The organism is Arthrobacter sp. ov118 (assembly GCF_900116495.1).
Lineage (GTDB): Bacteria > Actinomycetota > Actinomycetes > Actinomycetales > Micrococcaceae > Arthrobacter.
This window is the reverse complement of the sequence record NZ_FPAY01000012.1, coordinates 1-24775: the sequence shown is the minus strand read 5'-3', so window position 1 is coordinate 24775 and position 24775 is coordinate 1. Positions and strand designations below refer to the sequence as shown.

Below are 24775 nucleotides of genomic sequence, written 5' to 3'. Positions count from 1 at the left end.
GAACCCTGCTGCAGGCTGCATCGTCCGCACGATGAAGTAGACGCCTCGGCACCATTGCACCTGTCACCCGCAACATTCACACATGAGGGAGCCATCCGGACCATGGCCATCCACGAACTTTCAGCCCTGCTGTGGCGGGAGCGTGAACTCCTGGACGTTCTCACCTTCAAGCTGGAGGAAGAACAACTGCTGCTCACCTCCGGCAAGTCCCGGTGGCTCCCCCACGGGACCAAGGAAGTGGAGCAGGTGCTGGGGCATCTCTCCCAAGCGAGCCTAGCCCGCACCATCGAGGCCGCCGTCGTCGCCGAAACCTGGGGGCTGCCCACGGACGCCTCACTTGGCGAGCTGGCCGCCGCAGCCCCCGAAGCCGCTTGGGCCGAGGTCCTCACCGCACACCTAACCGCGTTGACCCGCCAGACAGCCCTGATCAAGGAACTGCGCGATTCCAACGAGCAGTACCTGCGCACTGCAGTCCGCTCCACGCAGGAGTCGCTCGCGGACCTCAACCCTGCGGCCGCAACTGGCACTTACGACGCCCACGGCAAGACCGGGCAATCCGCCGGCTCCCGCATCTTCGACCAGCAATTCTAAGGAAGCGACCATGAGCACCTTTGGCGCCCTGAACACCGCCTACCTTGGGCTGACCGCCGCCCAGCAGGGTATGAACGTGGCGGGGCAGAACATCGCCAATGCGGCCACCGAGGGGTACACCCGTCAGCGTGTCCAGCAGTCGTCGCTAGCCGCGCCGGCCCGTGGGCTCTTCAGCGGCGGCCCGTTGCAGCCCGGCCAGGGTGTTTCGGTGGACGCCATCGCACGGCTCGGCAACAGCTTCCTGGACGGCAGTGTCCGCTCGGCCGGTGCCCAGGCCGGCTATGCGAGTGTTCGTTCTTCGGCCCTGCAGGGCATCGAAGGCATTCTTCAGGAACCGGGCGAGAACGGCATTTCGACAGCGCTGCAGGGTTTTTGGTCCGCTTGGCAGGCCGCCGCCAACCAGCCCTCGGAGGACGGCCCGAAGGGGCTGCTCCTGAACGCGGCCAACTCCGTGACGGACAAGATCTCCTCCGCGTACCAGGCCTTGGATGCCCAGTGGGGCAGTGTCCGTGCCCAGGCCGCCGACAAGGTCGACGCCGTAAACGCCGCTGCAGCCCAGGTTGCGGCCTACAACACGACCATCCGTTCAACGCTGGCCGCGGGCGGATCGGCAAATGAGCTCATCGACGCCCGGGCCCAACTCACGGAAAAGATCGCGAGCCTCGCCGGCGGTGCCGTACGCGAACAACCCGACGGCACAGTGGATGTACTCCTCGGCGGCAACGCCCTGGTCACCGGGGGTTCCGTCCGCACCTTGGTGCTGGCCGGTGCAACGTCCATGAACCAGGTAGGGGGCAACGCCCCGCGCATCGACTGGACCAACCCGAGCGGGACGGCAGCGCTCGACGGCGGCGAGATCGCCGGCGCGCTGTCGGTGCTGGCGCCCGCCTCCGGCGGATCCGGTGGCGCCATTGCCGAAGCGGCTCAGTCCTACAACGACTTCGCGATCACGCTGGCCAAGGCCGTTAATGACGTTCACAAGCTCGGCGAAACGGGAACTGGCGCTGCAAATGCCGAGTTCTTCTCGATCAGCGCAACCGGCCCCGCCGCCTTGGGGATCGAGGCACCGGCGGACACCGATGACATCGCGCTGAAGCTGCCCAACAACGGGGCGCTGGACACGAGCATCGCAGACCGCATCTCCCAGCTCGGCACCGGTGCTGGCTCCCCGGACAAAGTCTGGTCGGGCATCGTCACCGGCATCGGAGTGCAGTCCCGCGGCGCCCAGCAGCACGAGTCGCTCACCACGGCGGCCCAGACCTCGGCCCTGACCGGCCGCGCTTCGCAGGCGTCCGTGAGCCTGGATGAGGAAAACCTCAGCTTGCTCACCAACCAGCACGCCTACCAGGCAGCGGCCCGCGTGATGACCGCCGTCGATGAGGCCCTTGATGTTCTGATCAACCGCACAGGACTGGTAGGAAGGTAGCTATGCTGAACCGGGTAACAAACCTGACCATGAGCGCGGCCGCCCAGCGGACCCTGCAGACGCAGCAGTCCAGGCTGGCCGAACTGCAGGACAAGGCGAGCACTCTCAACAAGATTTCCAGGCCCTCGGACGATCCCGCCGCCACCGCACAGGCCCTCGAGACCCGCGCCCTCCTCGCCGCCAACGCGCAGTACGGCCGCAATATCGATGACGGCAACACGTGGCTCACGGCCGCGGATTCCGCCTTGGAACAGGCCACCAACGTGATGCAGCGGATCAAGGACCTCACCGTTCAGGCGGGCAACGGATCCCTGCCCCAGTCCGGCAAGGACGCGATTGCCAACGAGCTGGACTCCCTGAACAAGGACTTGGTTTCGATCGCCAACAGCAAGCACCTGGGCCGCAACATCTTTGCCGGCAGTTCGGACGCCGCCAGCGCCTTCACCGGCACCCCTCCGGCGCTCGACGGGCTGCCCAAGAGCCCGGTGGAGCGCCGCATTAGCGCCACCGAAACCGTCCGCGTCGACGCCGACGGGGCCGCGATCTTCGGCACCGGTACCGGCTCGGTCTTCGATACCGTCAGTCAGTTGGCCGCCGACCTGCGGAACGGGACGGACATTTCGCCCCGGATCAGCCAGGTGGACATTGCTTTTAAGAACGTCGTCAACGGGCGTTCCGAGATCGGCACCCGCCAGGCACGGCTGGAACGCGCCGGCAACGTCAACACAGAATTGGAGGCCACCTTGGATGCACAGAAGGCGGGCATTGAGACGGCAGATCTTGGCAGCGTCATCATGGACCTGAAACTTCAGGAGACCAACTACCAGGTGGCACTTGCCGCGACGGCGAGGGTTCTTCAGCCCACGCTGATGGACTTCCTGCGGTGAGCGCCCCGGTTATGGACACTCCCGTCGCCAGCCGGCCCGTCACCTTCACCGCACCCATGCCGGGATTCGAGGATCTGCAGGACTTCTCGCTGCGCAGCGTCGAAGGCGCTGCCGGACTGTACGCCCTGGAGGCAGGATCCACACCGGTGCGGCTGTTTCTGGCTGATGCCGCCGTGTTCGCGCCTAGCTATGCCCCGCCGATTCCGGCAGCGGCGCTGGAGACACTGGAGTTCGACGATCGGGAGGAACCCCAGGTGCTGATCGTGGTCAACCACTCCCCCGGCTCCACGACGGTCAACCTGATGGCGCCGATCGTCCTCAACCGCGCCACGGGACGTTGCCTTCAGCTCGTGCTGGACGGCCGGGACTACCCGCTGCGAGCCGAACTGGGCTCGCTCTAGCCAGCCCGTCCGGCGAGCCCCGCCCCCGTACTCACCAGAAGTGGGCCACGTCCACGATGAGGCGCGAGCCGGCATCCGGCCCGGGCAGGCTTAGCACCCGGAACGGCAGCCGCGCACGGACTCCCACGCCGAGGCTGCTGTAGCCTTCGAAACTGCCGGCCCATGCCACCTGCCGGAACGTCTGGTAACCGGTTACGTTCGAAAGCTCGTTTTTGTTGGCCGGGTTGTAGGTGGGCTTCCCGGCGTCGTCATACGCAGGGGCATTGACCGTGATCTGAAGGAACGCCTGGCCGCGCAACGGGATCGGCGTCCCGGAGCCGTCCTGCACCACGTGCGGCACGTAGCGGACGGTGTAGCCCTTCACGGGGCCGTTGAGATCGATGACCAGCCGATCGAAGCAGTAATGCTGTCCGGTCCGGACGTTGACCACCTTCGCCTGGCTCATGGCGGGATTCGTCTTGGCCAGCGATCCCCAGACCAGCCCACAGTACGGGTCCGCGGCAGTGGCCGCGGCCGGTGCAAGCATTCCGAGGCCCACGGCCATCAGCACTGCTGCGATCAATGCTTGGAACTTCTTCAACGGAACCTTCTTCAACGCGGCCATTCCCTGAATCTGGCCGGACGGCCAGCGGGATCTGACCCTTTCAGCGTAAGCGTGCCCCTACCAGCGGGCGAGGCCCGCAGCCGTTTCGGCGCCCAACTGTTAAAGTGGCCCGTTGCCGGTCACGGACAGATTTCCCGGAGACGTTTCGCGATCTTCTTTCACGAACAGATAACACACCGGGCGGCGCCGGGGCCTGCGGCGGCGCCGACGCCGGCCGGGCAGGAAAGCACAAAGCGCCGGCACCCTGGCGGGTCCGGCGCTTCGAGGCGGAAGCTTTTAGCCTTCGCAATCGCGGCAGTACTTCATGCCGTTCTTTTCCCGGGCGACCTGGGACCGGTGACGGACCAGGAAGCAGGAGGAACAGGTGAATTCATCGGACTGCTCGGGAACAACAATGACGGTCAGCTCTTCGCCGGACAGATCCGCACCCGGCAGATCGATGCCTTCCGCGGTGTCGTTCTCATCGACGTCGATCACAGCAGTCTGCGCGCCGCCGCCACGGGACGCCTGCAGGGCCTCCAGCGACTCAGCGGGAGATTCTTCTTCTGTCTTGCGTGGGGCGTCGTAATCGGTAGCCATATCGGGGTTCACTTTCGTTGCTGCGCAGCGCCATTTCAGGCACCTCAGTGAAGCAGTTTAGGACATTATGCAGGGAGTTGAAGAATAGTGTGGCCAATCAGACACAATGAGTCTCCGGTGCCGCGCGAGCCCCGCGGGAAGCGGACAATCAGACCGCCAACTCAGGCAACCGGCCAAACCACCAGGGTCTGCCATTTTGCCGGATCCGGCTCGGCGCCGGGGTCGTTGAGGTAGTACTCCCACATCGCTTCCGCCGGGCTGACTCCGTCCTTGCGCATCCGTGCCAGGATCGCGGCGTAGGTCTGCTGCAGGGACCCATAAGGCCCGGCGTGCAGCGCCTCATACGCCGGGCCCGCGGGGAGGACGCCGGCAATGACGGTCGCGTCGGCCCCGCCCATGACCGGCGCGGCCAAGGGGAACCCGGCTTCCACGTCGACGACGTCGGTCGGCGTCCCGCGGTAAAGCGCGAACGGGGGCCCGGCCAACTCGGCATGCTGCTCCTGTACCACGCCCATCACGGCACCGAAGGCCCGATCGAAAAAGGCCCGCAATGCATTCAGCGGAACAGTCTCGCGCACCACCGCCGTCGGCTTCTCCGTGAGCTGGGCGCGCGTGATCTCCCGGGCCGGACCCGCATTCCCCTCATCCATAGGCCCAGCGTCTGCCGCGTCCCCTTCCCGGTCTAGAGGCTAACGGCCCGCGCCCGGCGGCCTCGCGCAGGCCGGCTTTGCACCCGCGTGAGGCCGCTGGCAGACCACGGCGAAAAATAAATGAACTTTATTCATATTGGGTCTTGCCTCCGGACCGCCGTCACCCCAATACTAAATGAACACCATTCATTTATGTGATGCCCGTCTCACTGGAGTAGCCATGATCGAAATCACCGCCCTCGATAGCCCGCCCTCCCCCGCCCGGACCAAACCGTCGACCCGCCCGGCGCTGCGGGTCGCCGTCGTGCAGCACCGCTGGCAGCCGGACGCCGCTGCCCTGCGTACCGAACTCGACGACGGCATCGCGCGGGCCGCCCGGCTGGGAGCCGCCGTCGTCTTCCTGCCCGAACTCACGCTGTCCCGCTACCCGGCGGACACGCTGCCCGAAAACGACCTTGACCACGGAGGCGCCACACGCCCCCGGCCCTCGGACATCGCCGAAGACCTGTTCACCGGGCCCACGTTCCGTTTCGCGGCCGACGCGGCCCGGCGCCACGGCGTCTGCGTCCACGCCTCGCTGTACCAGAAGGCGGATAACCCGGACGGTGCCGACGACGGCCTGGGCCTGAACACTGCCATTCTGGTGTCCCCCGACGGCGAACTGCTGGGACGCACCCACAAGCTGCACATCCCGGTAACGGCCGGCTACTACGAGGACAAGTTCTTCCGCCAGGGCCCGGACACGGAGGACGCCTACGAAATCCACTCCCCCGTTGAACTCGGCGGGGCAAAGCTGGGCATGCCCACCTGCTGGGATGAATGGTTCCCCGAACTGGCGCGGATCTACTCCCTCGGCGGGGCAGAACTCCTGGTCTACCCCACCGCCATCGGCTCCGAGCCGGACCACCCGGACTTCGACACCCAGCCGCTGTGGCAGCAGGTCATCGTGGGCAACGGCATTGCCAACGGCCTCTTCATGGTGGTCCCGAACCGCTGGGGCAGCGAAGGCACGCTGAACTTCTACGGCTCCTCCTTCATCTCCGACCCCTACGGCCGGATCCTCGCCCAGGCACCGCGGGACCAATCCGCCGTGATCGTCGCCGACCTCGACCTCGACCACCGCCGGGACTGGCTCACGCTCTTCCCCTTCCTGGCCACGCGCCGCCCTGACACCTATGCACGGCTGACCGAGCCCGTGCGCCCGGACGCCCCGCTCGGCGCCAATGCCTACAAGGCCACAGCGCAGAAGGCCACCGCGCAGAAGGCCACCGCATGAACACGTGGCGGATGCCCTCCGAAACGGCGCCCCAGGACCGCGTCTGGATGGCGTTCCCCACCGGCGGCTACACCCTGGGCGAGACCGCGGCAGAAGCCCACGCCGCGCGCTCCGTCTGGGCCGCCGTCGCGAACGCCGTCGTCGAATTCGAGCCGGTCACCATGCTGGTGGCCCCCGACGACGTCGGGACCGCCGCCCGCTACCTCCACTCCGAGGTCGAGGTGGTTCCTGCCGCCCTCAACGACGCGTGGATGCGGGACATCGGCCCCACGTTCGTCCTGGACGACGCCGGCCGGCTGGGCGCCGTGGACTGGGTGTTCAACGGCTGGGGCGGCCAGGACTGGGCCGTCTGGGACAAGGACTCCCTCGTGGCAGCGGCCGTCGCGGCCCGCTCGGGGGCCAGCCACATCGTGTCACCGCTGGTGAACGAGGGCGGCGGCATCCACGTGGACGGCGAAGGCACGGTGCTCGTCACCGAGACCGTGCAGCTGGATCCGGGACGCAACCCCGGGCTCAGCAAGGCCGACGTCGAGGCGGAACTGGCCCGGGCCATCGGTGCCAGCCACGTCGTCTGGCTTCCCCGCGGGCTGACCCGGGATTCGGAACGGCTCGGCACGCGCGGCCACGTCGACATCGTCGCGGCCATCCCGTCACCGGGCACCTTGCTGGTCCATTCCCAGCAGAACCCGGCACACCCCGATTTCGACGTCAGCCGGGACATCATCAGCCACCTCGCCACCACCCGGGACGCGGCCGGCCGCGAATGGAACATCATCGAGGTCCCCGCCCCGGAAATCCTGCGGGACGAGGACGGCTTCGTCGATTACAGCTACATCAACCATCTAGTGGTCAACGGGGGCGTCATTGCCTGCACCTTCGGCGACCCGATGGACGAAAAAGCGTTGCGCATCCTCGGCGACGCCTACCCCGGCCGCACAGTGGTCGGCGTCGACGCCCGCGAGCTCTTCGCCCGCGGCGGCGGCATCCACTGCATCACCCAACAGCAACCGTCCGCCTCCCGGAAGACAGGTCAGCCATGAGTCAAACAATCGGCCGCAAAGACGGCAACACCGCCCTCGGCGCCGCCGGCCACGATGTCGTCGATCCGGCCGGCTCCAAACACGGCATCACCGGCAAGGGGCTCAAGGGCGGCCAGCTGGGCCTGCTCGCCGTCGTCGTCCTCGGCATTTCGTCCGTGGCACCGGCCTACAGCCTCACCAGCTCACTCGGGCCGGCAGTGGGTGCCGTGGGCGTGCAGCTGCCCGCGATCTTCATTGTCGCGTTCATTCCCATGATCCTGGTGGCATTCGCCTACCGGGAGCTCAACGCCGACTCCCCGGACAGCGGCACCACGTTCACCTGGGCCACGAAGGCGTTCGGCCCGTTCGTCGGGTGGATGGGCGGCTGGGGTCTGCTCGCCGCGAACATCATCGTGCTGTCCAACCTGGCCGGCGTGGCGGTGGACTTCTTTTACCTCTTCCTCGCCCAGGTGTTCAACAACCCAGAGCTCGCGGACCTGACCTCCAACACGGCTCTTAACATCGTTACCTGCCTCGTGTTCGTGGCTCTCGCCGTCTGGGTCAGCTACCGGGGCCTGCACGCGACCAAGCTCGTGCAGTACAGCATGGTCGGATTCCAGGTCCTGGTCCTGGGCGTCTTCATCGTCATGGCGCTCACGCACGCAGCGTCCGGTGACGCCGGCCCGTCCCTCGCGTTCAGCTGGGACTGGTTTAACCCCGCCAAGATCGAGAGCTTCGAGCAGTTCACCGCCGGAATGTCACTGGCCGTCTTCGTCTACTGGGGCTGGGACGTGTGCCTGACCGTGAACGAGGAAACCAAGGGCGGCAGGGGCACCGCGGGCAAGGCGGGAACGACGACGGCGGTCACCGTTCTGGCCCTCTACCTCGTCGTGATCGTGGCTACCATGATGGTGGCCGGGACCGGCGCCGACGGCATCGGTCTGAACAACCCGGACAACCAGTCGAATATCTTCGCCGCACTGGCTTCGCCCGTGATGGGTTCGCTGGCCATCCTGATGTCGCTCGCCGTGCTCTCCGGCACCGCCTCGTCGCTGCAGTCCACCATGGCTTCGCCGGCCCGCAGCCTGCTGGCGATGGGTCACTACGGTGCCCTGCCGCCGCGCTTCGCGTCGGTCAGCAAGCGCTTCGGCTCCCCCGGCTATGCCACCGTGGTCGCGGGCGTGATCTCCGGCGGCTTCTACGCCGTCATGAAGGTGGTCAGCGAGAACGTCCTCAATGACACCATCCTGGCACTGGGCCTGATGATCTGCTTCTACTACGGCCTCACCGCATTCGCCTGCACGTGGTACTTCCGGCACAGCCTGTTCTCCAGCCTCCGCAACTTCTTTCTGCGGCTGCTGTTCCCCGTACTGGGCGGCGTGGTCCTCACCGTGGTCTTCATCCAGACGGCAGTGGACAGCTGGGCACCGGAGTTCGGCAGCGGCTCGGAAGTGTTCGGCGTGGGCCTGGTCTTCATCCTGGGTGTCGGCATCCTCGCCCTGGGCGTCGTGGTGATGCTGGTGACGGCGAAACTGCAACCAGGCTTCTTCCGCGGCGAAACCATCCGGCAGGACACTCCGGCCTTGGTGGTTCCGGAGTAGCCACCGGCTGCTACCACGCTGGACGAGCGGCCCTGCTCCCGGGATTCCTGGGAACCAGGGCCGCTCGTCTTTCGCATCTTTACTTCAAATGGGCGTCTTTACTTCACCTGCGCGCGATCAGAACTCCGCTCTGGAAAGTGCCTTGGTCTTGGTCGGCGTCGGCCGTCCGAGGCGTTCGTCCAGGACGACACGCAGCTTGGCGGCCGCCACTTGGACCCGGTGTTCTGAGGCAGCAGAGGGAGGGCTCATGGTGCGGCGCGGAGCAGCCGCGTCCCTGCGCTCCCTTGCCACGGCGCCGTCGGGCCCTTCGCCATTGACGGCCTTCCACGCAATGTCGAGCAGTTCAAGCTCTTCTGCGCTGGCGAGCTCACTCTGGGCGAGGACGGCTAGTGCCCCCAGGCCCAGTGCTTTGATGTCTTCATCCTGCTCGAGCGCACGGTCCAGTGCCCATTGAGTCCGCCTCCACCATTCGGCCCGGCTGTCGGCCCTAGTCTTCTGGATGAGCTCCAGGGCATCGGCGTTGGTCCGCTGCCGCAAAACAAGGTAGCTAATGAGGGCGGCCACGAGGCCACTGAGCAGGATCGCCAGTGGGCCGAGGGCGCCTAGAACTTGCCACCACTCGGCGGGGCCGGACAGCCCGACGACGTCGACGGGAACTGGAGGCTGTGTGGGGTTCACGGGATCAGCCTAAGCCGGGGCACCGACGGCACCTCGGATCCCAGCCCGGGTGTCCACAGAGCGGTCGTCCGGGGCGTGCGAATAGTTCAGGTGCACACGGGTACGAGGAACTTGGGATCGTGCATGACACCATGGGAACAACCTGAAGAAAGAGGACTCCATGCGGGAATCGAGCACCAGCGAGCACATTTCTGGATCGGACAGCGTTTCCGGTGAGGGTGAAGCCTACGATTCGGCGGCCGTCGAATCAGCAGTGGAACCGGATATCAATTACGACGAGCAATTTTATCCAGCCCGCCCCAAGGCCCTGAGGCCGGTGGCCCGCAGACGCCAGTTCTTTGCCGCCAAGCCCTCTTTTGAGTTTGACGGGCGCAACGCGGCGTACGTCGAGTGGCTGCGTAATCAAGCAATGCTGGGAGACGCCAACGTGCTGGCCCGTCAACTTTCGGGGCAGGCCAGTATGTGGCAGAACTCCTACGCACATCCAAATCCCAGGGCGGCCGTTGAGCGCGCGCCGGTGTGGTTTACCGCTTATCCCCTGTCCTTCATCACCCGCCCCGGCCAGTCCTTCCTTTCTGCTTTGGGCGACCCTGAGATGTGGGCTGCCTTCCGGGAGATTGGAATCAGGGGACTTCACACCGGGCCCGTCAAACTCGCCGGAGGGATCAGCGGCTGGTCTCAGACACCGAGCGTAGACGGACACTTTGACAGGATCAGCATGGCGATTGATCCGGTGTTCGGCACCGAGGATGAATTCCGCCGGATGTGCCATATCGCCGCAGACCATGGCGGAACCGTCATCGATGACATCGTTCCCGGCCACACAGGGAAGGGCGCAGACTTCCGCCTTGCCGAAATGAATTTCCGGGACTACCCGGGCATTTATCACATGATCGATATCCCCGAAGAGGACTGGCATCTACTGCCTGACGTCCCCGAAGGGGAGGATTCGGTCAATCTAAGTCCCGACTCCGAACAGGCGTTGCAACGGGCCGGGTACATCATTGGCCGGTTGCAGCGGGTCATCTTCTATGAACCCGGCGTCAAAGAAACCAACTGGAGCGCAACCCGACCGGTTGTTGACACCGCCGGCAAAACCCGCCGCTGGGTCTACCTGCACTACTTCAAGGCCGGCCAGCCGTCGATCAACTGGCTGGATCCCACCTTCGCCGGAATGCGCCTGGTGGTCGGCGACGCTCTGCATTCATTGGTTGACCTGGGCACCGGAGCGCTAAGGCTGGACGCCAATGGCTTCCTCGGTGTGGAAAAGAGCGCCGAAGAGCAGCCGGGGTGGTCTGAGGGCCATCCGTTGTCCGAGGCTGCCAACCAGCTCATCGGATCTATGATCCGCAAGGTTGGCGGGTTCTCCTTCCAAGAGCTGAACCTGACCATCGACGACATCAAGATGACCTCCGAATCGGGCCCTGACCTTTCCTATGACTTCATCACACGGCCCGCGTACCATTACGCGCTGGTCACCGCCGATACCGAACTATTGCGGCTAACACTCCGCCTATCGATGGAGATCGGCGTCGACCAGGCTTCACTGGTACACGCGCTGCAAAATCACGACGAACTCACCTATGAGCTCATGCACTTCGCCGCCGGGCACAAGGACGAAGTATTCGAACTCAACGGGATGGAACTCACCGGGGCGCAGCTCGCCGAACAGGTTCAACAGACTCTGCGGGAGCGTCTGACCGGCGAGAACGCGCCATACAACGCCGTGTTCACGACGAACGGCATTGCCTGCACGACGGTGAGCTTCATTATGGCGGCGCTGGGAGTTCAGGATCCGGACGCAATGACACCGGAGATGGAGGCGCAGGTCCTGGATGTCCACATGCTCCTAGTGATGTACAACGCCCTCCAGCCCGGCGTCTTCGCGCTTTCCGGCTGGGACCTCGCCGGCATTACAGCCCTTGACCGCGAAAGTGTCGAAGAACTTACCGCCCAGGGTGACACCCGCTGGATCAACCGCGGAGCACACGACATCATGGGCACCAGCCCGGATGCGGAAGCTTCCTCGGCCGGCATGCCGCGCGCCCGCAGCCTCTACGGATCACTCCCCCAGCAGCTCGAGAATCCCGCCTCTTTCGCCAGGCGCCTCCAGCGGATTCTGGCCGTGCGCGAGGAGAACGGAATAGCCACAGGTGCTCTGCTCGATGTTCCGGACGTTTCCCACCGTGGCCTGCTGGTCATGGTCACCCGGCTGGGGAACGGTGCGCTCCAGGTCACCGCACTGAATTTCTCCGGCCAGGACATAGCGGGGAGCATTCAATCAAGCCACCTGCCGGCCGGCGCGAACGTGCAAGACCTGTTCACCGGGGCAGCAGTTGGGCAGGTGGATGACTTGCACAGCTTCTTCCTCGAACTGCCCGCCTACCAAGGGACGGCCCTGCTTCTGTCCGAAGAGGGTGACCGTTCCGAGTAAAGTCCCTCCAGCCAGCTTGGTTAGACCCCGACAGCTGTGAGCGCCGCGAACGGGGCGACGGGGCGAACGGGGCGACATTCGGGGGCGCCCTAGAAGGGCGGAGGATCTGGTCGCTGCAGCGGGAAGAGGTCTGTACCGAAGTCAACCGCTTCGGTGCTGTAGTCCCGGCCCAGAGGCGAACGCCACATAAGGTCGCCGGTTGGGGACGACTGCCTATAGGTCCAGGCGCCGACGGACTTCAGTGCGTGGTGCTTTCGGCAGAGCATCGCAAGGTTGCCGGCGTCGGTGGTTCCACCGTCCTGCCACTCGATGGTGTGGTCGGGTTCGCAGGCCTTGGCCTGACGGGTGCATCCCGGGAATCGACAGGTCCCGTCACGGCAATACAAGTACCGGCGCAGCGCCTTCGGCGGACGGTAGGCCGTGCGGCCCACGCCTAAGGCCTGACCGCTGGTGCAGTCAATGAAAAGCCGGTGCCAGGTGGGCGAAAGGGCCGCCAAGCGTCGGGCCGTGGGAGCATCGAGCGGGCCGTAGCCTCCGAGCTCCGCCGCGGCGAGTGTCCCGGCGCTCTCGGCGCCGCTACCGAGGACAAGTCCGACGGGAATGGTCACGACAACTTCGGCGCGGAATGCTCCGGCATCCGGCCCATCAAATCCGCCCAAAAGACGGTGGGCAAGGGCATCAGCGCGAAGTTCCGACAGAGTGCGGTGATCCTCAGCGGAAGGGGAATCGGGCCCGTCGCAGGACCCAGGAAGGGCTCTGAGATCTGCAGCACTTGCACTCGCCTGCCGGGCATCGCGATCGAGCCCGTTAAAGATGGCCATCCCGACTTCCGCTGCAAGACGTGCGCTGAGTGTGCACATGCCGTCCGGCTCAGCGGAAAACCAAACCCCGCGCTCACGCTGGGCAGAGGCCTTTCGGGCCGCGAGGCTCTCAGGGTGAAGGCACTCGCGCAGCCGCCGCAGGCATGCACGCAACTCGGAGGGAGTGCGGCGGCGGCCTTGCCGCGTCTGCGTGCGCAACAGGGCCACCGTGGAGAATTTTTCGGCCTCTTCGGCAGGGAGGGAGCGGGCCTGTTCGAGAATGACCCGGGCCTGGGCATCGGAGATCTCCCCCACCTCAAGAGCCTCAAGGACTTGCCACTGGGAGGTAGTCAAATCCGCGGCATCATTCAGAAAGCGTGCCGCGGTGCCCTCAGAGAGGGCACAGGTCGTGGACACTTCGGCAACAGCAAGCGCATGAACTTCGTCCCCGCCAAACCGTACCGGCTGGTTCTCTTTCCGTCGGGGAGATTCTTCACGGATCGCTTCTTCAACCCGGGCCATGCCGCGCAGTTTCATGGCCGTTGCCCAGGCGATGAGTCGGTCGGCCGACTCCGCCATGCGGAGTGCCCCGTCGGCCGTGAGGAAGGAGGCGAGCGGAAAGCTCACAGTGCCGACCAGCAGTGAATCCTCCCGGTCGGTGAAGACGGCAGCCGGAACCCATGCATCGTCATCCGTCACGAATGCCTTGACCTCCACGCCTCTGCCTCCTTCCGTGTCTCGGTCTTACGCGTCTCCGTCTTGCATGTCTCCGTCTTACGTGTCTCCTGCTTCCGATAGTTCCAATCTAGGGGGAGGGTCGGACATTAAAGTCACCGCACCGGCAAAGTCACCGCACCGGCGGTTCTCCGCACACATCGGCAAAGCCGCCGGCGGCCATCGCTCGACGCGGCGACTGCCGCCGGCGTCGCCGACATCGGCATCCGCGTCGCCCACTCTGTGGCTGAAGGCACAGCTGAGGACGTTGCTATGGTCTCTGTCGCCGGAGGCCCGACTGGACTACATTTCTCCTGTGGGCCGGGCAAGCCACGGTGCTTGAGGCCTGCACAGAGTTTCTACTCAGCGAGGAGTGGGACGGGATATGAAGGCAAGAACCATAATATTGGGGATTATCGTCCTGTTGCTGGTCGCTGGTGGGGCGGCATTTTTTTACATCAGCAATTTGAGAAGCACAGCCTCTGACTACAATCCGCAGATCAACCCTGCCGATTTCTCGACGAAAATAACCAACAAGTACTTCGCCCTACCGGTCGGCAAGAAAATGACCTATGAGGCTGGCGCCGACAGGATCGAAATCGAAATCCTGCGGGAGACGCGGGTCATTGAGGGCGTCGAAACGGTCATCTATCTCGACAAGGAATTCCAGAACGGGCAACTGGTCGAGGAAACCAGGGACTACCTGGCGCAGCACAAGAACGGCGATGTGTGGTATTTCGGCGAGGACGTGGACAACTATAAGGACGGGAAACTGCAGAGCCACTCGGGCAGCTTTATCCACGGACAGGACGGGGCAAAGGCCGGCATCTGGATGAAGGCCGAACAGCGCGTTGGCGACACGTACAGGCAGGAGTACTACCTGGGGCATGCGGAAGACATGCGGGACACCATTGCCACGGGCCAGACCGTCACGACGAAAATGGGGACCTTCACGGACTGCGTCCAAGTGGACGACTGGACGCCACTGGAGCTCAATTCGCGGGAGCACAAGTACTACTGCCCCCAAGTCAGCTCGCTGGTCCTTACCGAGGAAGCAAGCGGCAAACGGTCAGAGCTGACGAATATCGACCTGCCCTGAGGCTCCGCTAAGGGGGCGCCAATCAACTGGGCGGAGTCGGCTAACCGCGGTCCAAGGCCCTCTTAGAGCCCCCTGTCGGATTCGAACCGACGACCCCCGCTTTACAAGAGCGGTGCTCTGGCCAACTGAGCTAAGGAGGCGTGCCAGCTACCTGAACATCGAAACGAAAACCCCAAAATGAGGCGGATATCAGGACGCTAGACAAGGTTAGCCCACCGAGGGCCGGTGAGAAAAACGCGCAACGCCACTGCCCAGAAAACCGAAGGCCCGGCCCCGGAAAATCCGGGGCCGGGCCAACAGCGTCCGCGACGTGCGCCGTCACTTCTTGGCGTCGACCGCGGCCTGCAGGTACTGGTCGAACGGGGTCTGGGCGCTGTCGCCGACGCCCCACTGCTTGCCCTCGACGAACACGGTGGGCGTGCCGGTCACGCCGATCGCCGAGGCTTCCTGGGTGGTGTGCTTGACCCACGGGCGGTACGTCTTGTCATCGACGCACTTATCGATGCTCTTGGCCCCGACGTCGGTAGCCATCGTCTTCAGCTCGTTATCGGAAAGCCCGGCACTGCCTTCGGCCGGCTGCTTCGCGAACAGCGCGTCGACGAAGTCCGAGTACTTCTCCGGGGATTCATTCACCACGCAGGCTGCGGCGTTGGCGGCGCGGGAGGAGTAGTTCGTGGTGGAGCGGCTGTCGAGGAAGCCGAGCGGGCGGTACTCCACGCTGATCTTGCCCTCGTTGCGCAGCTTGGTGAGGGTCTGGTTGTACTGCGCCTCGAAGTTCTTGCAGACGGGGCAGATGAAGTCGATGTAGAGGACCACCTTGACCGGCTTGCCGGCCTCAGCCTCGGCGCCCGGGGCCGTGACCGTCGTCGGCGGCGTGGCCGGCGCGGCAGGCAGGTCCGACAGCTTCACCGTGGCGGGATCAGTCTTGGCGACCGCGGTGTTCGCCAGCAGCGTGACACCGCCGTGGACGTTGCCGTTGGCCGGCGTCGGGCCCTCGTCGGCAACCGGGGCGTTGTTCTTGATGTTGGAGGTGACAACCAGCGCCACGATCACAATGATGGCAACGACGGCGGCAACAATGCCCCAGCCGATCAGCAGCTTGTTGCGCTTGTCCTTTTTCAGCTGCGCCTCGCGGATTTCACGGGCTTTCTCGCGCGCCGCGGCTGTGCGCTCTGCCTTAGACTGTCGGGGTTCATTTGCGGGGCTCATTCGTTCCTCGGGTCGATCGGCCAGGGATGGTCAGTGGCAATTTCATTATTTTAGAGGAGAAACCCGAGAACTTGCGCTTTCAAGTTTCCCCCGCCTGCCCAACGGACGAATGGCCCGTAAGATTCCGTCCGGCTAGGGTTGATGGAGAGCCACGAGCGACCCCAGGGGGCACCAATGGAAGATTCTGACAGCGCCGACCACAGCGCAGGAAAGACCACGAAGGCTGAGCGGACGGGCACCGGGAGCGCCGCGAGCGGTGCCGGGGAGCGCGATCATTTCGACTTCATCGTCGTGTCCAACCGGCTGCCCGTGGACCGCTGTTCCGCCGAGGACACCGGCTGTGAGGACGGCTGGCGCCGCTCCCCCGGCGGGCTCGTGACGGCCTTGGCGCCGATGATGACCAAGACCGACGGCGCCTGGGTGGGCTGGCACGGCGCGCCCGACGAGACCGTGGAGCCCTTCAGCCACGGCGGCATCGACCTTATCCCGGTCCAGCTGAGCGCGGACGACATCGAGCTTTTCTACGAGGGCTTCTCCAATGCCACCCTGTGGCCGCTCTACCACGACGTCATTGCCCCGCCGGAGTTCCACCGCACCTGGTGGGACGCCTACCGCCGGGTCAACCGGCGGTTCGCCGACGCCGTCATCGGCAACGCGGCCGAGGGCGCCACCGTCTGGGTGCAGGACTACCAGCTCCAGCTCGTCCCGAAGATGCTCCGGGAGGCCCGGCCGGACCTGAAAATCGGGTTCTTCAACCACATCCCCTTCCCGCCGCCGGAAATCTTTGCCCAGCTCCCGTGGCGCCGCGCCATTATCGACGGCCTCCTGGGCGCGGACCTGGTGGGCTTCCAGCGCAGCAGCGACGCCGGGAACTTCATGCGCTCGGCCCGGCGCTTCCTGGGCGCCAGCGTCAAGCAGCAGCAGGTCCACGTCAAGGGCTCCGACGGGCAAACCACCCACATTGCCCGGGCCCAGGCCTTTCCCATCTCCATCGACGTCAAGCAGATCACCGAGCTGGCAAAGCGGCCCGACGTCATCGAGCGCGCCGAGCAGATCCGGCGGGACCTCGGCAACCCGAAGACCATCCTGCTCGGCGTCGACCGGCTCGACTACACCAAAGGCATCCGGCACCGGCTCAAGGCCTACGAGGAACTCCTGCAGGACGGCAAGCTCACCGTGAAGGACGCGACCCTGATCCAGGTTGCCAGCCCCAGCCGGGAACGCGTGGAACAGTACCGCCTGCTCCGCGAGGAGGTCGAGGGCACCGTGGGCCACATTAACGGCACCTTCGACACCATGGAGAGCACCGCCGTCCGCTATCTGCACCACAGCTACCCCATCGAGGAGATGGTGTCCCTGTACCTGGCCGCGGACGTCATGTTGGTCACCGCCCTGCGCGACGGCATGAACCTCGTGGCCAAGGAATATGTCACCGCCCGCAAGAACAACGACGGCGCGCTGGTGCTCAGTGAATTTGCCGGCGCCGCGGACCAGCTCAAGCAGGCCCTGCTCATGAACCCGCACGACATCGACGGACTCAAGGACACGATTATGAGGGCGGTCAATATGCAGCCGGGCGAGGCGTCGCGACGCATGCGGGCCATGCGCAAACAGATTCTCGATCACGACGTCGACCTCTGGTCCTCGGACTTCCTGGCGGCACTGGCCGAAAAGGTGGTGCGCGATGACTCCTGAGGCTGCCGGCACCAACAACCCCGGCACCAACCAGCCGGGCACCAACGACTCAGGCACCGCCCGGCTCTCTCTATCTCCGGAGCTCCTGGCCGCGGTGCGCCGCGTCGCCGGCACCGAGCACCTGCTCGTGGCGATGGACTTCGACGGCACCATGTCCCCGCTCGTGGACCATGCGGACGACGCCCGGCCCCTCCCCCGCGCGGCGGCTGCTTTCGCCGAACTGGCAGCACTTCCGCGCACGACGACGGCGCTCATCTCCGGCCGGGCGCTGGAGAGCCTGCGCGCCGTCGCCTCCCCTCCTGAAAACACGCTGTTGATCGGCAGCCACGGAGCCGAGGCCTGGATGGGTCCCGGTTCCACCGAGCTGCAGCTTGACGATGCACAGCGGGAACTCCTGGCAGAAATCCGCCAAGAGCTCGCCGGCATCGTGGACCAGGCTCCCGGGACCCTCCTGGAAGACAAGCCGGCCGGCGTCGTCCTGCACACGCGGCTCGCGGATGACGACGTTGCCGAAGACGCCGTCGCCGCGGCCCGGGCGGTGCTGCAGGACCGCAGCAGTGTATTCCTGAAGACCGGCAACCGTGTTCTGGAGACTTCGGTGGTCCACGCATCCAAGGGGGAGGGCGTTGCCTTCCTGCGGCAGGCCACCGGAGCCACGGCCGTGGCCTTCGCCGGAGACGACACCACCGACGAGGACGCCTTGGGCACCCTGGTCACGGGGGATCTGGGCGTAAAGGTCGGGCTTGATTTCACCCAAGCGGAGTTCCGGGTGGAGTCGCCGGTCCACGTTTGCGAACTGCTCGAAGCCCTCCTGCGGGAGCGCAAACGCGCGCTTGGGAACTGATCAGCAGCCGTCCCGGCGGCCCGCGAAGCAGTGCCGAGTGGCCACTCTCACATGTGACTCTCGTAACATTTTGGCCCAAATGCTGTAAATCTGACATACTCTGTATGTGATGTGGCGCACAGCTACCGTGCGGCGTCACTGGTACTCCTCGGCTTCGGCCGAGGAGTACGCGTGTGAATCCCATAATTAAATTACCAACTGAACAAAACGACCATTCACTACGGATCGTCCGGCACGTACCTGCCGGTGAAGGGATTGATAACTGTGGCTACAGTTACTTTTGATAACGCAACACGTCTGTACCCGGGCACCGAAAAGCCCGCCGTCGACAAGCTCAACATCGACATCGCCGATGGCGAATTCCTGGTCCTCGTTGGACCCTCCGGCTGCGGAAAGTCGACCTCCCTGCGCATGCTTGCAGGTCTTGAGGACGTCAATTCCGGCCGCATCCTCATCGGCGACCGTGACGTCACGGACGTTCCGCCGAAGGACCGCGACATCGCCATGGTGTTCCAGAACTACGCCCTGTACCCGCACATGACTGTGGCGGACAACATGGGCTTCGCGCTGAAGATCGCCGGCGTCAGCAAGGAAGAGCGCGCCGAGCGCGTCCGCGAAGCTGCCAAGCTGCTCGACCTCGAGCCCTACCTCGACCGCAAACCGAAGGCACTCTCCGGCGGCCAGCGCCAGCGCGTCGCCATGGGCCGCGCCATCGTGCGTAACCCGCAGGTCTTCCTCATGGACGAGCCGCTTTCCAACCTCGATGCCAAGCTGCGCGTGCAGACCCGCACCCAGATCGCGTCCCTGACCCGCCGCCTCGGCGTCACCACGGTCTACGTGACCCACGACCAGGTCGAGGCAATGACCATGGGCGACCGCGTCGCCGTGCTGAAGGACGGCCTGCTGATGCAGGTCGACACCCCGCGCAACCTCTACGACCGGCCGAAGAATGTCTTCGTGGCCGGCTTCATCGGCTCCCCCGCCATGAACCTGCTGGAACTGCCGGTGGTCGACGGCGGCGTGCAGTTCGGCGGAACCGTCTACCCCGTGCCCCGCAACGTCCTCGAAGAGGCCCACGGCCAGACAGTGACCCTCGGCTCCCGCCCCGAAGACCTTGAGACGGTGGCACAGGGCGAGGGCCTGCAGGTAGAGGTCGACGTCGTCGAAGAACTCGGCGCCGACGCCTACGTCTACGGCCACACCACCCTCGACGGCCAGAGCCACGACATCGTGGCCCGCGTCGACGGCCGCCGCCCCCCGATGAAGGGTGACTCGATCTGGGTCCGCCCGCAGTCAGGCCACGTGCACCTGTTCGACACCAAGACCGGTCTGCGCCTCGGCGACTAGTCCCACGTTCCACCCGGCGGCGGTCCTCCCAGCGGAGGGCCGCCGTCGGCCTTTAACTACTTCCCTTTAGGCAGGGACGTTCATATGCGGAAGAATTGATTCATGACCGAGGAAAACCCCATGACCGAGGAAAACAGTGCCCAGTGGCACGACGAGCCCACCGACTACGGTCAGATTGGGAAGCTGCCCCGGTACCAGGCCGCCAGCGCCAACGACAAGGCCTCGATGGTGTCCAGTTCGCTGAGCATCACGGCCGCCGCCACTGAGCCGGAACTCCTGGACCTGCCGTGGCACATCGCCCTCGAGGACTGGCCGGCCGAGTATTTGGCGGCGCTCCCCCGCGGCATCTCGCGGCACATTGTGCGCTTCGCCCACCTGGGCGGGTCGGTCATCGCCATCAAGGAAACCTCGGAGCACATCGCGCGCCACGAGTACCACATGCTCCGCAAGCTCGCCCGGCTGGACGTGCCCTGCGTTGAGCCGGTGGCCGTCATCACCGGGCGCACCACGCCGGAGGGCCGGCCACTGAATCCCGTGCTGGTCACCCGGCACCTGAAGTTCTCCATGCCGTACCGTGCGCTCTTCTCCCAGATGCTGCGCAAGGACACCCTGACCCGTCTCATCGATGCCCAGGCGCTGCTGCTCGTCCGGCTGCACCTGATCGGCTTCTACTGGGGCGACGTCTCACTCTCCAATACGCTGTTCCGCCGCGACGCCGGCGCCTTTGCCGCCTACCTTGTGGACGCCGAAACAGGCGAGCTGTACCCGGACCTGTCCACCGGTCAGCGTGAGTACGACCTCGAAATCGCCCGGGTCAACATCGCCGGGGAACTCATGGACCTGCTCGACGGCGGCCTGATCGAGGAAAAGGTCGATCCCGTCGCCACCAGCGAGCTCATCATGGACAGCTATCGGAGGCTCTGGACCGAGCTGACGGCCAAAGAGTCCTTTGAGATCGGCGAACGCTGGCGGGTGGCCGCCCGCATCCGGCGGCTCAACGAGCTGGGTTTCGACGTCGAGGAATACGCCATCAAGACCACGCAGAACGGGTCCACCATCCAGCTGCAGCCCAAGGTGGTCGACGCCGGGCACCACCAGCGCCGGCTGCTGCGCCTGACCGGCCTGGACGCCCAGGAGAACCAGGCCCGCCGGCTCCTGAACGACATGGACTCGTTCCGGGCCGACAACAACCCGGGCATGGACGAGGAATACAGCGCTCACTTGTGGGTCAGCCAGATCTTCGAGCCGATCGTGCGTGCCATCCCGCGGGACCTGTCCGGCAAACTTGAGCCCGCCGAGGCCGTGCATGAGGTCCTGGAGCACCGCTGGTACGTGTCCGAGGCGGAGAACCGGCACATTCCCCTGGCCGAGGCCGTCCAGTCCTACATCGACAACGAGCTCCGCCACCGCCGGGACGAGGCAGCGATCATGCTCAACCCGGATACGGGGCTGCTGAAGATCCTCGAGGTCGAAACCGAGGAGTCACGCTACGGCGCCGACGAATCGATCGAGGAATACCCCGACTCCGACGACTAACCCCACCGAGTCACCGAAACGCTGGTCAAGGCACGGGCGAGTTAAATCGCCTTGCCGGGGTTCAGGATTCCGGCCGGGTCGAAGAGTTCCTTGACCCGGCGCTGGAGTTCGCGCACCGGTTCCTTTTGCTCCAGGCCAAGCCAGCGCAGCTTGTACTGTCCGATCCCGTGCTCACCGGTGATGGTGCCGCCCATGGCCAGGGCCACGGTAATGGACTTGTCCAGTGCTGCGCCAAGGCGGGCCATGGCGTCGGCGTCCACGGCATTGTCCGCCCGCTCGACCCAGAAGGTGGGGTGCAGGTTGCCGTCGCCGGCGTGGGCCACGACCTTGAGCTGGACCCGGTGCGCGGCGGATATGTTCTCGAGTTCTGCGACGTAGTCCACCAACCGCGACCGGGGCACGGCCACGTCCTCGCCCACCCGGTATTCGTCATCCACCTCGGTACCGCGGCTGTGACGCCGCAGCTCGACAAGCCGTTCGGCTTCGGCGTCGGCCTCCATGGTCACCACCGCTCCCCCGGCTGCCAGGACCGGCCGGATGGCCGCAGCCTCGGCCGCCGCGCCGAAACCGTCGGTCTGGATCAGCAGCAAAGACGCCCCCCGCACGGCCAAGTCCGAGCCGTGGATGTCGTCCAGCTGGACGAGCGAGCCGCCGTCGAGCAATTCCATGATCGACGGCTGCACGCGTGCCCTGCCGACGGCGAGGACGCCGGCCGCGGCGCTGCGGAAGTCCGGGTAGAAGGCCGCGATGGTGTGCACTTCGCGCGGCAGGTACTTCAGCCGCACCGTCACGCCGACGACGATCCCCAGAGTCCCCTCCGAACCGACGAACAGCCCGGTGAGGTCGTAGCCGGCGACGCCTTTGAACGTCTGATGGCCGGTGTGGATCAGGGAACCGTCGGCGAGCACGACGTCGAGGGCAAGGACGGAATCCCGGGTCACCCCGTATTTTGCGCAGCGCAGCCCGCCGGCATTGGTAGCCACGTTGCCCCCGATAGTGGACATCTTGAAGCTCGCCGGGTCCGGGGCGTACATGAGGCCATGCACTGCCGCGGCGGCGTTAAGGTCCGCGTTGATGACGCCGGGTTCGACGACGGCGGTCTCGTCGTCCGGGTTGAGGTCCAGGATGTGGTTCATTCGCTCGAGGGAAAGCACCACGCAGCCCTCGCTCGCGTGCGCGCCTCCGGAGACGCCGGTGCCAGCCCCGCGCGCCACGAGCGCGACGCCGCGGGCGGCGCAGGCGCGCACGGTAGCCTGGACGTCGTCAACCGATTCGGCGAGGACTACGGCCTGCGGGAGCTGGTAGTCCAGAACAGGCGCCTGGTCCACGGCATAGGCGGCCAGGGTGGCGGGGTCCACGACGACTTTGGCCGGGCCCAAGGCAGAGGTCAGCTCGTCGGTGATGCTGCGCATGCGGTCTCCAGTTCGATCGAATCCGACTCCCAGTCTAAGGGCGGCTCAGGCTTACTGGGTGCCGGCGCCGGCGCCCATGAACCGCACGAAGCGCTCCAGGACGCGGGGCCAACCGGCCGCGTAGTCAGCCCGGGCTGCAGCGGGATCCTCGGCGCCTTCCCAGCCGCTGTGAACCAGCCGGAGCTCTGTTCCGTCGGCTACGGCCTTGAACGCGACCCGGAGCTCGGTGGACCACATGGCGGTGGTTCCAGGATGCCAGCTGGCGTGGAACGACAGCGGGGGCCGCCAGTCGTCAATCGATCCCCAGACAGCCGTTCGACCGTCGTCGGCGGTCTCCAGGATCAGGCTCTCCTCGAACTCCACGTAGGACCCGGCCCCGTAGACGCTGCGGTCCTCCAGCGGCCACCACAGGTGCGTGTGCTCGGTAAAACCCATGAAGGCCCGCGCGACCCCGCCAGGGACCACGACGCTGGCGACGACCGGAACAAGTTCGTCGGCCGGGTCAGGTTCCGGAGTGCCGGCTGGAGCATGGCTAAAGAGGTTGTCCATGGGCAACAACTCTACCTGCGCGCCGGGTTGGCGAGGGAGACCAGATGGGGCCGTAACGCGGCAGTAACGCCCGCCCCAGTAAGATCCCATCGTTGGGGACAGCTGGCTGAGCGGGGGGATATCAGTGATGAACAACGAGCCCAATTCGGGCAGATGTTCGGCGCAGACGCGAGAGGATGACGGAGGGGCGGGGTGGGGAGCCGGCATAGGCTGTGGCGGCGGCGGTTCAACTAAGCGGGCTCGGCAAGCGTGGCCAGATCCAGGTCATGATCCGTGCCCTCGCAGACGGCAAGCCTGTCAATGCTAGTGAGCGGGCTACGCTCGTGGCACGCATGCCGGCAGAGTCGAAACAGATAGCGACGGAACAACCTCAAGCCTTTGGCAAGCTACGCGAGGACCTACAGCTGGTGACACTGGATGTCCTCATCGAGACTTTCAGAAAGAACTTGACGGGAAATGGCGCCAAGAATGAGGCCGCTTGGCAGCAATTCTTTAAAGCCAACACATTCGCCTTGAAGCAGATCTTCGCCGCGCCCGTGGCCTTCTACGGGGAGCAGGTGCATGTACGATCACCGGATATGAAGGGGGCCGGCAGCCAAATCGCCGACTTTGTCTTGTTCAATACCTTGACCCGCAGCATGGTCCTCGTTGAGATCAAAACGCCCTCGGCGGCGCTTGTGGCCAAAAACAAGTACCGCGGAGCGTCCAGCGCGGAGGTCTACCCTCCCGACAAAGAGCTGTCCGGGGCCATTGCACAGCTCCAAGCACAAATGGAATCCGCGCGCACCGACTTTGAGCAAATCGCCCGCCGCACGCCCGGGGCTGGCCCGCTCGACACAAAGGTGGTTACCGGAGCCGTGATCGCAGGAACACTCGGTGCCATGGACCAACTCCGGAAGGATTCCTTTGTGCGTTACCGCAACGGGCTCCACGGCATCGAGGTCATCACGTTCGATGAGGTGCTGGATCGGCTCCTCGCGCTGCAGACGATGCTGAAGGAAAGCGGCTATTCCTGGTTTGTCGGTAGAGTGAGTCGCGGGTGAGGCCATGCAGGCCCTTGCCAGCGCTGTGAAGGCATTTTAGGGGTTAAATGCGGGAGGACCCCAACCTGGTGGTTGGGGTCCTCGACCTGAATGGTGTTCCGGCGGTGACCTACTCTCCCACACCCTCCCGGGTGCAGTACCATCGGCGCTGCGGGTCTTAGCTTCCGGGTTCGGAATGGGACCGGGCGTTTCCCCCGCGCTATGACCGCCGTAACCCTTGCTCCGCCGCCGGCACCCTGGGGTGTGGCGGGGAAATCTGTGGTGTTACAACACGTTATTCGGTTGTGGTTTGGTTCCTGTGCAACAGTGCCCTTGTGGGGGGTTTGTTGTTTGGGAACCACATAGTGGACGCAAGCAGTCTTGTTTCTTTGTACCCGCCCC

22 protein-coding genes, 1 tRNA gene and 1 rRNA gene are annotated in these 24775 nt (G+C 65.2%); 14 read left to right on the top strand and 10 right to left on the bottom strand.

The genetic code is table 11. The features are described 5' to 3' along the window. The first annotated feature begins 102 nt into the window (after nucleotides 1-102). Genes BM372_RS18270 through fliW form a run of 4 tightly spaced genes read left to right on the top strand, consistent with a single transcriptional unit; the run spans nucleotide 103 to nucleotide 3305 of the window. On the top strand, nucleotides 103-591 hold the full coding sequence (locus tag BM372_RS18270) for a flagellar protein FlgN (protein ID WP_090956872.1): 489 nt from the start codon (nucleotides 103-105) through the stop codon (nucleotides 589-591). A gap of 10 nt (nucleotides 592-601) precedes the next feature. Further along, nucleotides 602-2017 carry a flagellar hook-associated protein FlgK gene (gene flgK / locus BM372_RS18265; protein WP_090956871.1) on the top strand — a complete coding sequence of 472 codons (1416 nt, stop codon included), beginning with the start codon at nucleotides 602-604 and terminating at the stop codon, nucleotides 2015-2017. 2 nt (nucleotides 2018-2019) lie between these two features. Beyond that, nucleotides 2020-2904, top strand: coding sequence for a flagellar hook-associated protein FlgL (gene flgL, locus BM372_RS18260; RefSeq protein ID WP_090956870.1), 885 nt, complete (start codon nucleotides 2020-2022; stop codon nucleotides 2902-2904). After that, nucleotides 2901-3305: a flagellar assembly protein FliW gene (fliW, locus tag BM372_RS18255; RefSeq protein ID WP_090956869.1), complete on the top strand. Its 405-nt coding sequence runs from the start codon at nucleotides 2901-2903 to the stop codon at nucleotides 3303-3305. The genes flgL and fliW overlap by 4 nt, the downstream gene beginning before the upstream one ends. Before the next feature lie 31 nt (nucleotides 3306-3336). Here fliW and BM372_RS18250 read toward each other — a convergent pair whose 3' ends face one another. The 3 genes from BM372_RS18250 to BM372_RS18240 form a co-directional block, all read right to left on the bottom strand. Then, the gene (locus BM372_RS18250) at nucleotides 3337-3909 is read right to left on the bottom strand and encodes an AMIN-like domain-containing (lipo)protein (RefSeq protein WP_256214400.1); all 573 of its coding nucleotides are present in this window, start codon (nucleotides 3907-3909) and stop codon (nucleotides 3337-3339) included. Between the two features lie 276 nt (nucleotides 3910-4185). Next, nucleotides 4186-4488 carry a DUF4193 domain-containing protein gene (locus BM372_RS18245; RefSeq protein ID WP_090956868.1) on the bottom strand — a complete coding sequence of 101 codons (303 nt, stop codon included), beginning with the start codon at nucleotides 4486-4488 and terminating at the stop codon, nucleotides 4186-4188. A 161-nt stretch (nucleotides 4489-4649) separates the two neighbouring features. After that, nucleotides 4650-5138 carry a GyrI-like domain-containing protein gene (locus BM372_RS18240; protein WP_090956867.1) on the bottom strand — a complete coding sequence of 163 codons (489 nt, stop codon included), beginning with the start codon at nucleotides 5136-5138 and terminating at the stop codon, nucleotides 4650-4652. A 220-nt stretch (nucleotides 5139-5358) separates the two neighbouring features. Between BM372_RS18240 and BM372_RS18235 the strand changes: the two genes are divergently transcribed. From BM372_RS18235 to BM372_RS18225, 3 genes are read left to right on the top strand one after another with little or no spacing between them, the layout of a single operon-like run. Beyond that, nucleotides 5359-6414, top strand: coding sequence for a nitrilase-related carbon-nitrogen hydrolase (locus BM372_RS18235; RefSeq protein WP_090956866.1), 1056 nt, complete (start codon nucleotides 5359-5361; stop codon nucleotides 6412-6414). Beyond that, entirely contained in the window at nucleotides 6411-7454 is a 1044-nt protein-coding gene (locus tag BM372_RS18230; RefSeq protein WP_090956865.1) for an agmatine deiminase family protein, read from the top strand. The genes BM372_RS18235 and BM372_RS18230 overlap by 4 nt, the downstream gene beginning before the upstream one ends. Beyond that, entirely contained in the window at nucleotides 7451-9034 is a 1584-nt protein-coding gene (locus BM372_RS18225) for an APC family permease (protein ID WP_090956864.1), read from the top strand. Before BM372_RS18230 ends, BM372_RS18225 begins: the two co-directional genes overlap by 4 nt. 117 nt (nucleotides 9035-9151) lie before the next feature. Here the strand turns inward: BM372_RS18225 and BM372_RS18220 are convergent, their stop codons facing one another. Beyond that, a complete protein-coding gene (locus BM372_RS18220) occupies nucleotides 9152-9712 on the bottom strand; it encodes a hypothetical protein (RefSeq protein ID WP_090956863.1) in 561 nt (186 codons plus the stop codon). 160 nt (nucleotides 9713-9872) lie between these two features. On the opposite strand from BM372_RS18220, the gene treS reads away from it, so the two are divergent. After that, nucleotides 9873-12146, top strand: coding sequence for a maltose alpha-D-glucosyltransferase (treS, locus tag BM372_RS18215; RefSeq protein ID WP_090956862.1), 2274 nt, complete (start codon nucleotides 9873-9875; stop codon nucleotides 12144-12146). Nucleotides 12147-12235: 89 nt separating this feature from the next. On the opposite strand, the gene BM372_RS18210 is transcribed toward treS, so the two are convergent. After that, the gene (locus BM372_RS18210) at nucleotides 12236-13663 is read right to left on the bottom strand and encodes an HNH endonuclease (protein ID WP_090956861.1); all 1428 of its coding nucleotides are present in this window, start codon (nucleotides 13661-13663) and stop codon (nucleotides 12236-12238) included. Between the two features lie 382 nt (nucleotides 13664-14045). Here BM372_RS18210 and BM372_RS18205 point away from each other — a divergent pair, with 382 nt between their 5' ends. Continuing rightward, complete coding sequence (locus tag BM372_RS18205; protein ID WP_090956860.1) at nucleotides 14046-14759, top strand: hypothetical protein; 714 nt, start codon at nucleotides 14046-14048, stop codon at nucleotides 14757-14759. A 66-nt stretch (nucleotides 14760-14825) separates the two neighbouring features. On the opposite strand, the gene BM372_RS18200 is transcribed toward BM372_RS18205, so the two are convergent. Both BM372_RS18200 and BM372_RS18195 read right to left on the bottom strand, forming a co-directional pair. Beyond that, a tRNA-Thr gene (locus tag BM372_RS18200) sits at nucleotides 14826-14899 on the bottom strand. Between the two features lie 178 nt (nucleotides 14900-15077). Beyond that, nucleotides 15078-15968 carry a DsbA family protein gene (locus BM372_RS18195; protein ID WP_090956859.1) on the bottom strand — a complete coding sequence of 297 codons (891 nt, stop codon included), beginning with the start codon at nucleotides 15966-15968 and terminating at the stop codon, nucleotides 15078-15080. A gap of 174 nt (nucleotides 15969-16142) precedes the next feature. Here BM372_RS18195 and BM372_RS18190 point away from each other — a divergent pair, with 174 nt between their 5' ends. The 4 genes from BM372_RS18190 to BM372_RS18175 all read left to right on the top strand — a co-directional run bounded on the left by BM372_RS18190 (nucleotide 16143) and on the right by BM372_RS18175 (nucleotide 21390). Continuing rightward, nucleotides 16143-17663, top strand: coding sequence for an alpha,alpha-trehalose-phosphate synthase (UDP-forming) (locus tag BM372_RS18190; protein ID WP_090956858.1), 1521 nt, complete (start codon nucleotides 16143-16145; stop codon nucleotides 17661-17663). Continuing rightward, on the top strand, nucleotides 17653-18507 hold the full coding sequence (gene otsB / locus BM372_RS18185) for a trehalose-phosphatase (protein WP_090956857.1): 855 nt from the start codon (nucleotides 17653-17655) through the stop codon (nucleotides 18505-18507). The genes BM372_RS18190 and otsB overlap by 11 nt, the downstream gene beginning before the upstream one ends. Before the next feature lie 264 nt (nucleotides 18508-18771). Beyond that, complete coding sequence (locus tag BM372_RS18180; protein ID WP_090956856.1) at nucleotides 18772-19854, top strand: ABC transporter ATP-binding protein; 1083 nt, start codon at nucleotides 18772-18774, stop codon at nucleotides 19852-19854. 120 nt (nucleotides 19855-19974) lie between these two features. Continuing rightward, on the top strand, nucleotides 19975-21390 hold the full coding sequence (locus BM372_RS18175; RefSeq protein WP_090956953.1) for a DUF4032 domain-containing protein: 1416 nt from the start codon (nucleotides 19975-19977) through the stop codon (nucleotides 21388-21390). A gap of 41 nt (nucleotides 21391-21431) precedes the next feature. Here BM372_RS18175 and BM372_RS18170 read toward each other — a convergent pair whose 3' ends face one another. Beyond that, nucleotides 21432-22802, bottom strand: coding sequence for an FAD-binding oxidoreductase (locus BM372_RS18170; RefSeq protein ID WP_090956855.1), 1371 nt, complete (start codon nucleotides 22800-22802; stop codon nucleotides 21432-21434). Nucleotides 22803-22853: 51 nt separating this feature from the next. Continuing rightward, nucleotides 22854-23351 (bottom strand): SRPBCC domain-containing protein, encoded by a 498-nt coding sequence (locus BM372_RS18165; protein WP_090956854.1) that lies wholly within the window; start codon nucleotides 23349-23351, stop codon nucleotides 22854-22856. Between the two features lie 266 nt (nucleotides 23352-23617). Between BM372_RS18165 and BM372_RS18160 the strand changes: the two genes are divergently transcribed. Then, complete coding sequence (locus BM372_RS18160; RefSeq protein WP_143111512.1) at nucleotides 23618-24394, top strand: Shedu immune nuclease family protein; 777 nt, start codon at nucleotides 23618-23620, stop codon at nucleotides 24392-24394. A 96-nt stretch (nucleotides 24395-24490) separates the two neighbouring features. Here BM372_RS18160 and rrf read toward each other — a convergent pair. Next, a 5S ribosomal RNA gene (gene rrf, locus BM372_RS18155) occupies nucleotides 24491-24607 on the bottom strand. Nucleotides 24608-24775 lie beyond the last annotated feature (168 nt).

Bases quoted from the DNA above. Each gene is read 5' to 3' on its own strand.
- BM372_RS18270 (WP_090956872.1), top strand. From the start codon at position 103: ATGGCCATCCACGAACTTTCAGCCCTGCTGTGGCGGGAGCGTGAACTC.
- flgK (WP_090956871.1), top strand. From the start codon at position 602: ATGAGCACCTTTGGCGCCCTGAACACCGCCTACCTTGGGCTGACCGCC.
- flgL (WP_090956870.1), top strand. From the start codon at position 2,020: ATGCTGAACCGGGTAACAAACCTGACCATGAGCGCGGCCGCCCAGCGG.
- BM372_RS18250 (WP_256214400.1), bottom strand. From the start codon at position 3,909: ATGGCCGCGTTGAAGAAGGTTCCGTTGAAGAAGTTCCAAGCATTGATC.
- BM372_RS18245 (WP_090956868.1), bottom strand. From the start codon at position 4,488: ATGGCTACCGATTACGACGCCCCACGCAAGACAGAAGAAGAATCTCCC.
- BM372_RS18240 (WP_090956867.1), bottom strand. From the start codon at position 5,138: ATGGATGAGGGGAATGCGGGTCCGGCCCGGGAGATCACGCGCGCCCAG.
- BM372_RS18235 (WP_090956866.1), top strand. From the start codon at position 5,359: ATGATCGAAATCACCGCCCTCGATAGCCCGCCCTCCCCCGCCCGGACC.
- BM372_RS18230 (WP_090956865.1), top strand. From the start codon at position 6,411: ATGAACACGTGGCGGATGCCCTCCGAAACGGCGCCCCAGGACCGCGTC.
- BM372_RS18225 (WP_090956864.1), top strand. From the start codon at position 7,451: ATGAGTCAAACAATCGGCCGCAAAGACGGCAACACCGCCCTCGGCGCC.
- treS (WP_090956862.1), top strand. From the start codon at position 9,873: ATGCGGGAATCGAGCACCAGCGAGCACATTTCTGGATCGGACAGCGTT.
- BM372_RS18205 (WP_090956860.1), top strand. From the start codon at position 14,046: ATGAAGGCAAGAACCATAATATTGGGGATTATCGTCCTGTTGCTGGTC.
- BM372_RS18195 (WP_090956859.1), bottom strand. From the start codon at position 15,968: ATGAGCCCCGCAAATGAACCCCGACAGTCTAAGGCAGAGCGCACAGCC.
- BM372_RS18190 (WP_090956858.1), top strand. From the start codon at position 16,143: ATGGAAGATTCTGACAGCGCCGACCACAGCGCAGGAAAGACCACGAAG.
- otsB (WP_090956857.1), top strand. From the start codon at position 17,653: ATGACTCCTGAGGCTGCCGGCACCAACAACCCCGGCACCAACCAGCCG.
- BM372_RS18175 (WP_090956953.1), top strand. From the start codon at position 19,975: ATGACCGAGGAAAACAGTGCCCAGTGGCACGACGAGCCCACCGACTAC.
- BM372_RS18170 (WP_090956855.1), bottom strand. From the start codon at position 22,802: ATGCGCAGCATCACCGACGAGCTGACCTCTGCCTTGGGCCCGGCCAAA.
- BM372_RS18165 (WP_090956854.1), bottom strand. From the start codon at position 23,351: ATGGACAACCTCTTTAGCCATGCTCCAGCCGGCACTCCGGAACCTGAC.
- BM372_RS18160 (WP_143111512.1), top strand. From the start codon at position 23,618: ATGATCCGTGCCCTCGCAGACGGCAAGCCTGTCAATGCTAGTGAGCGG.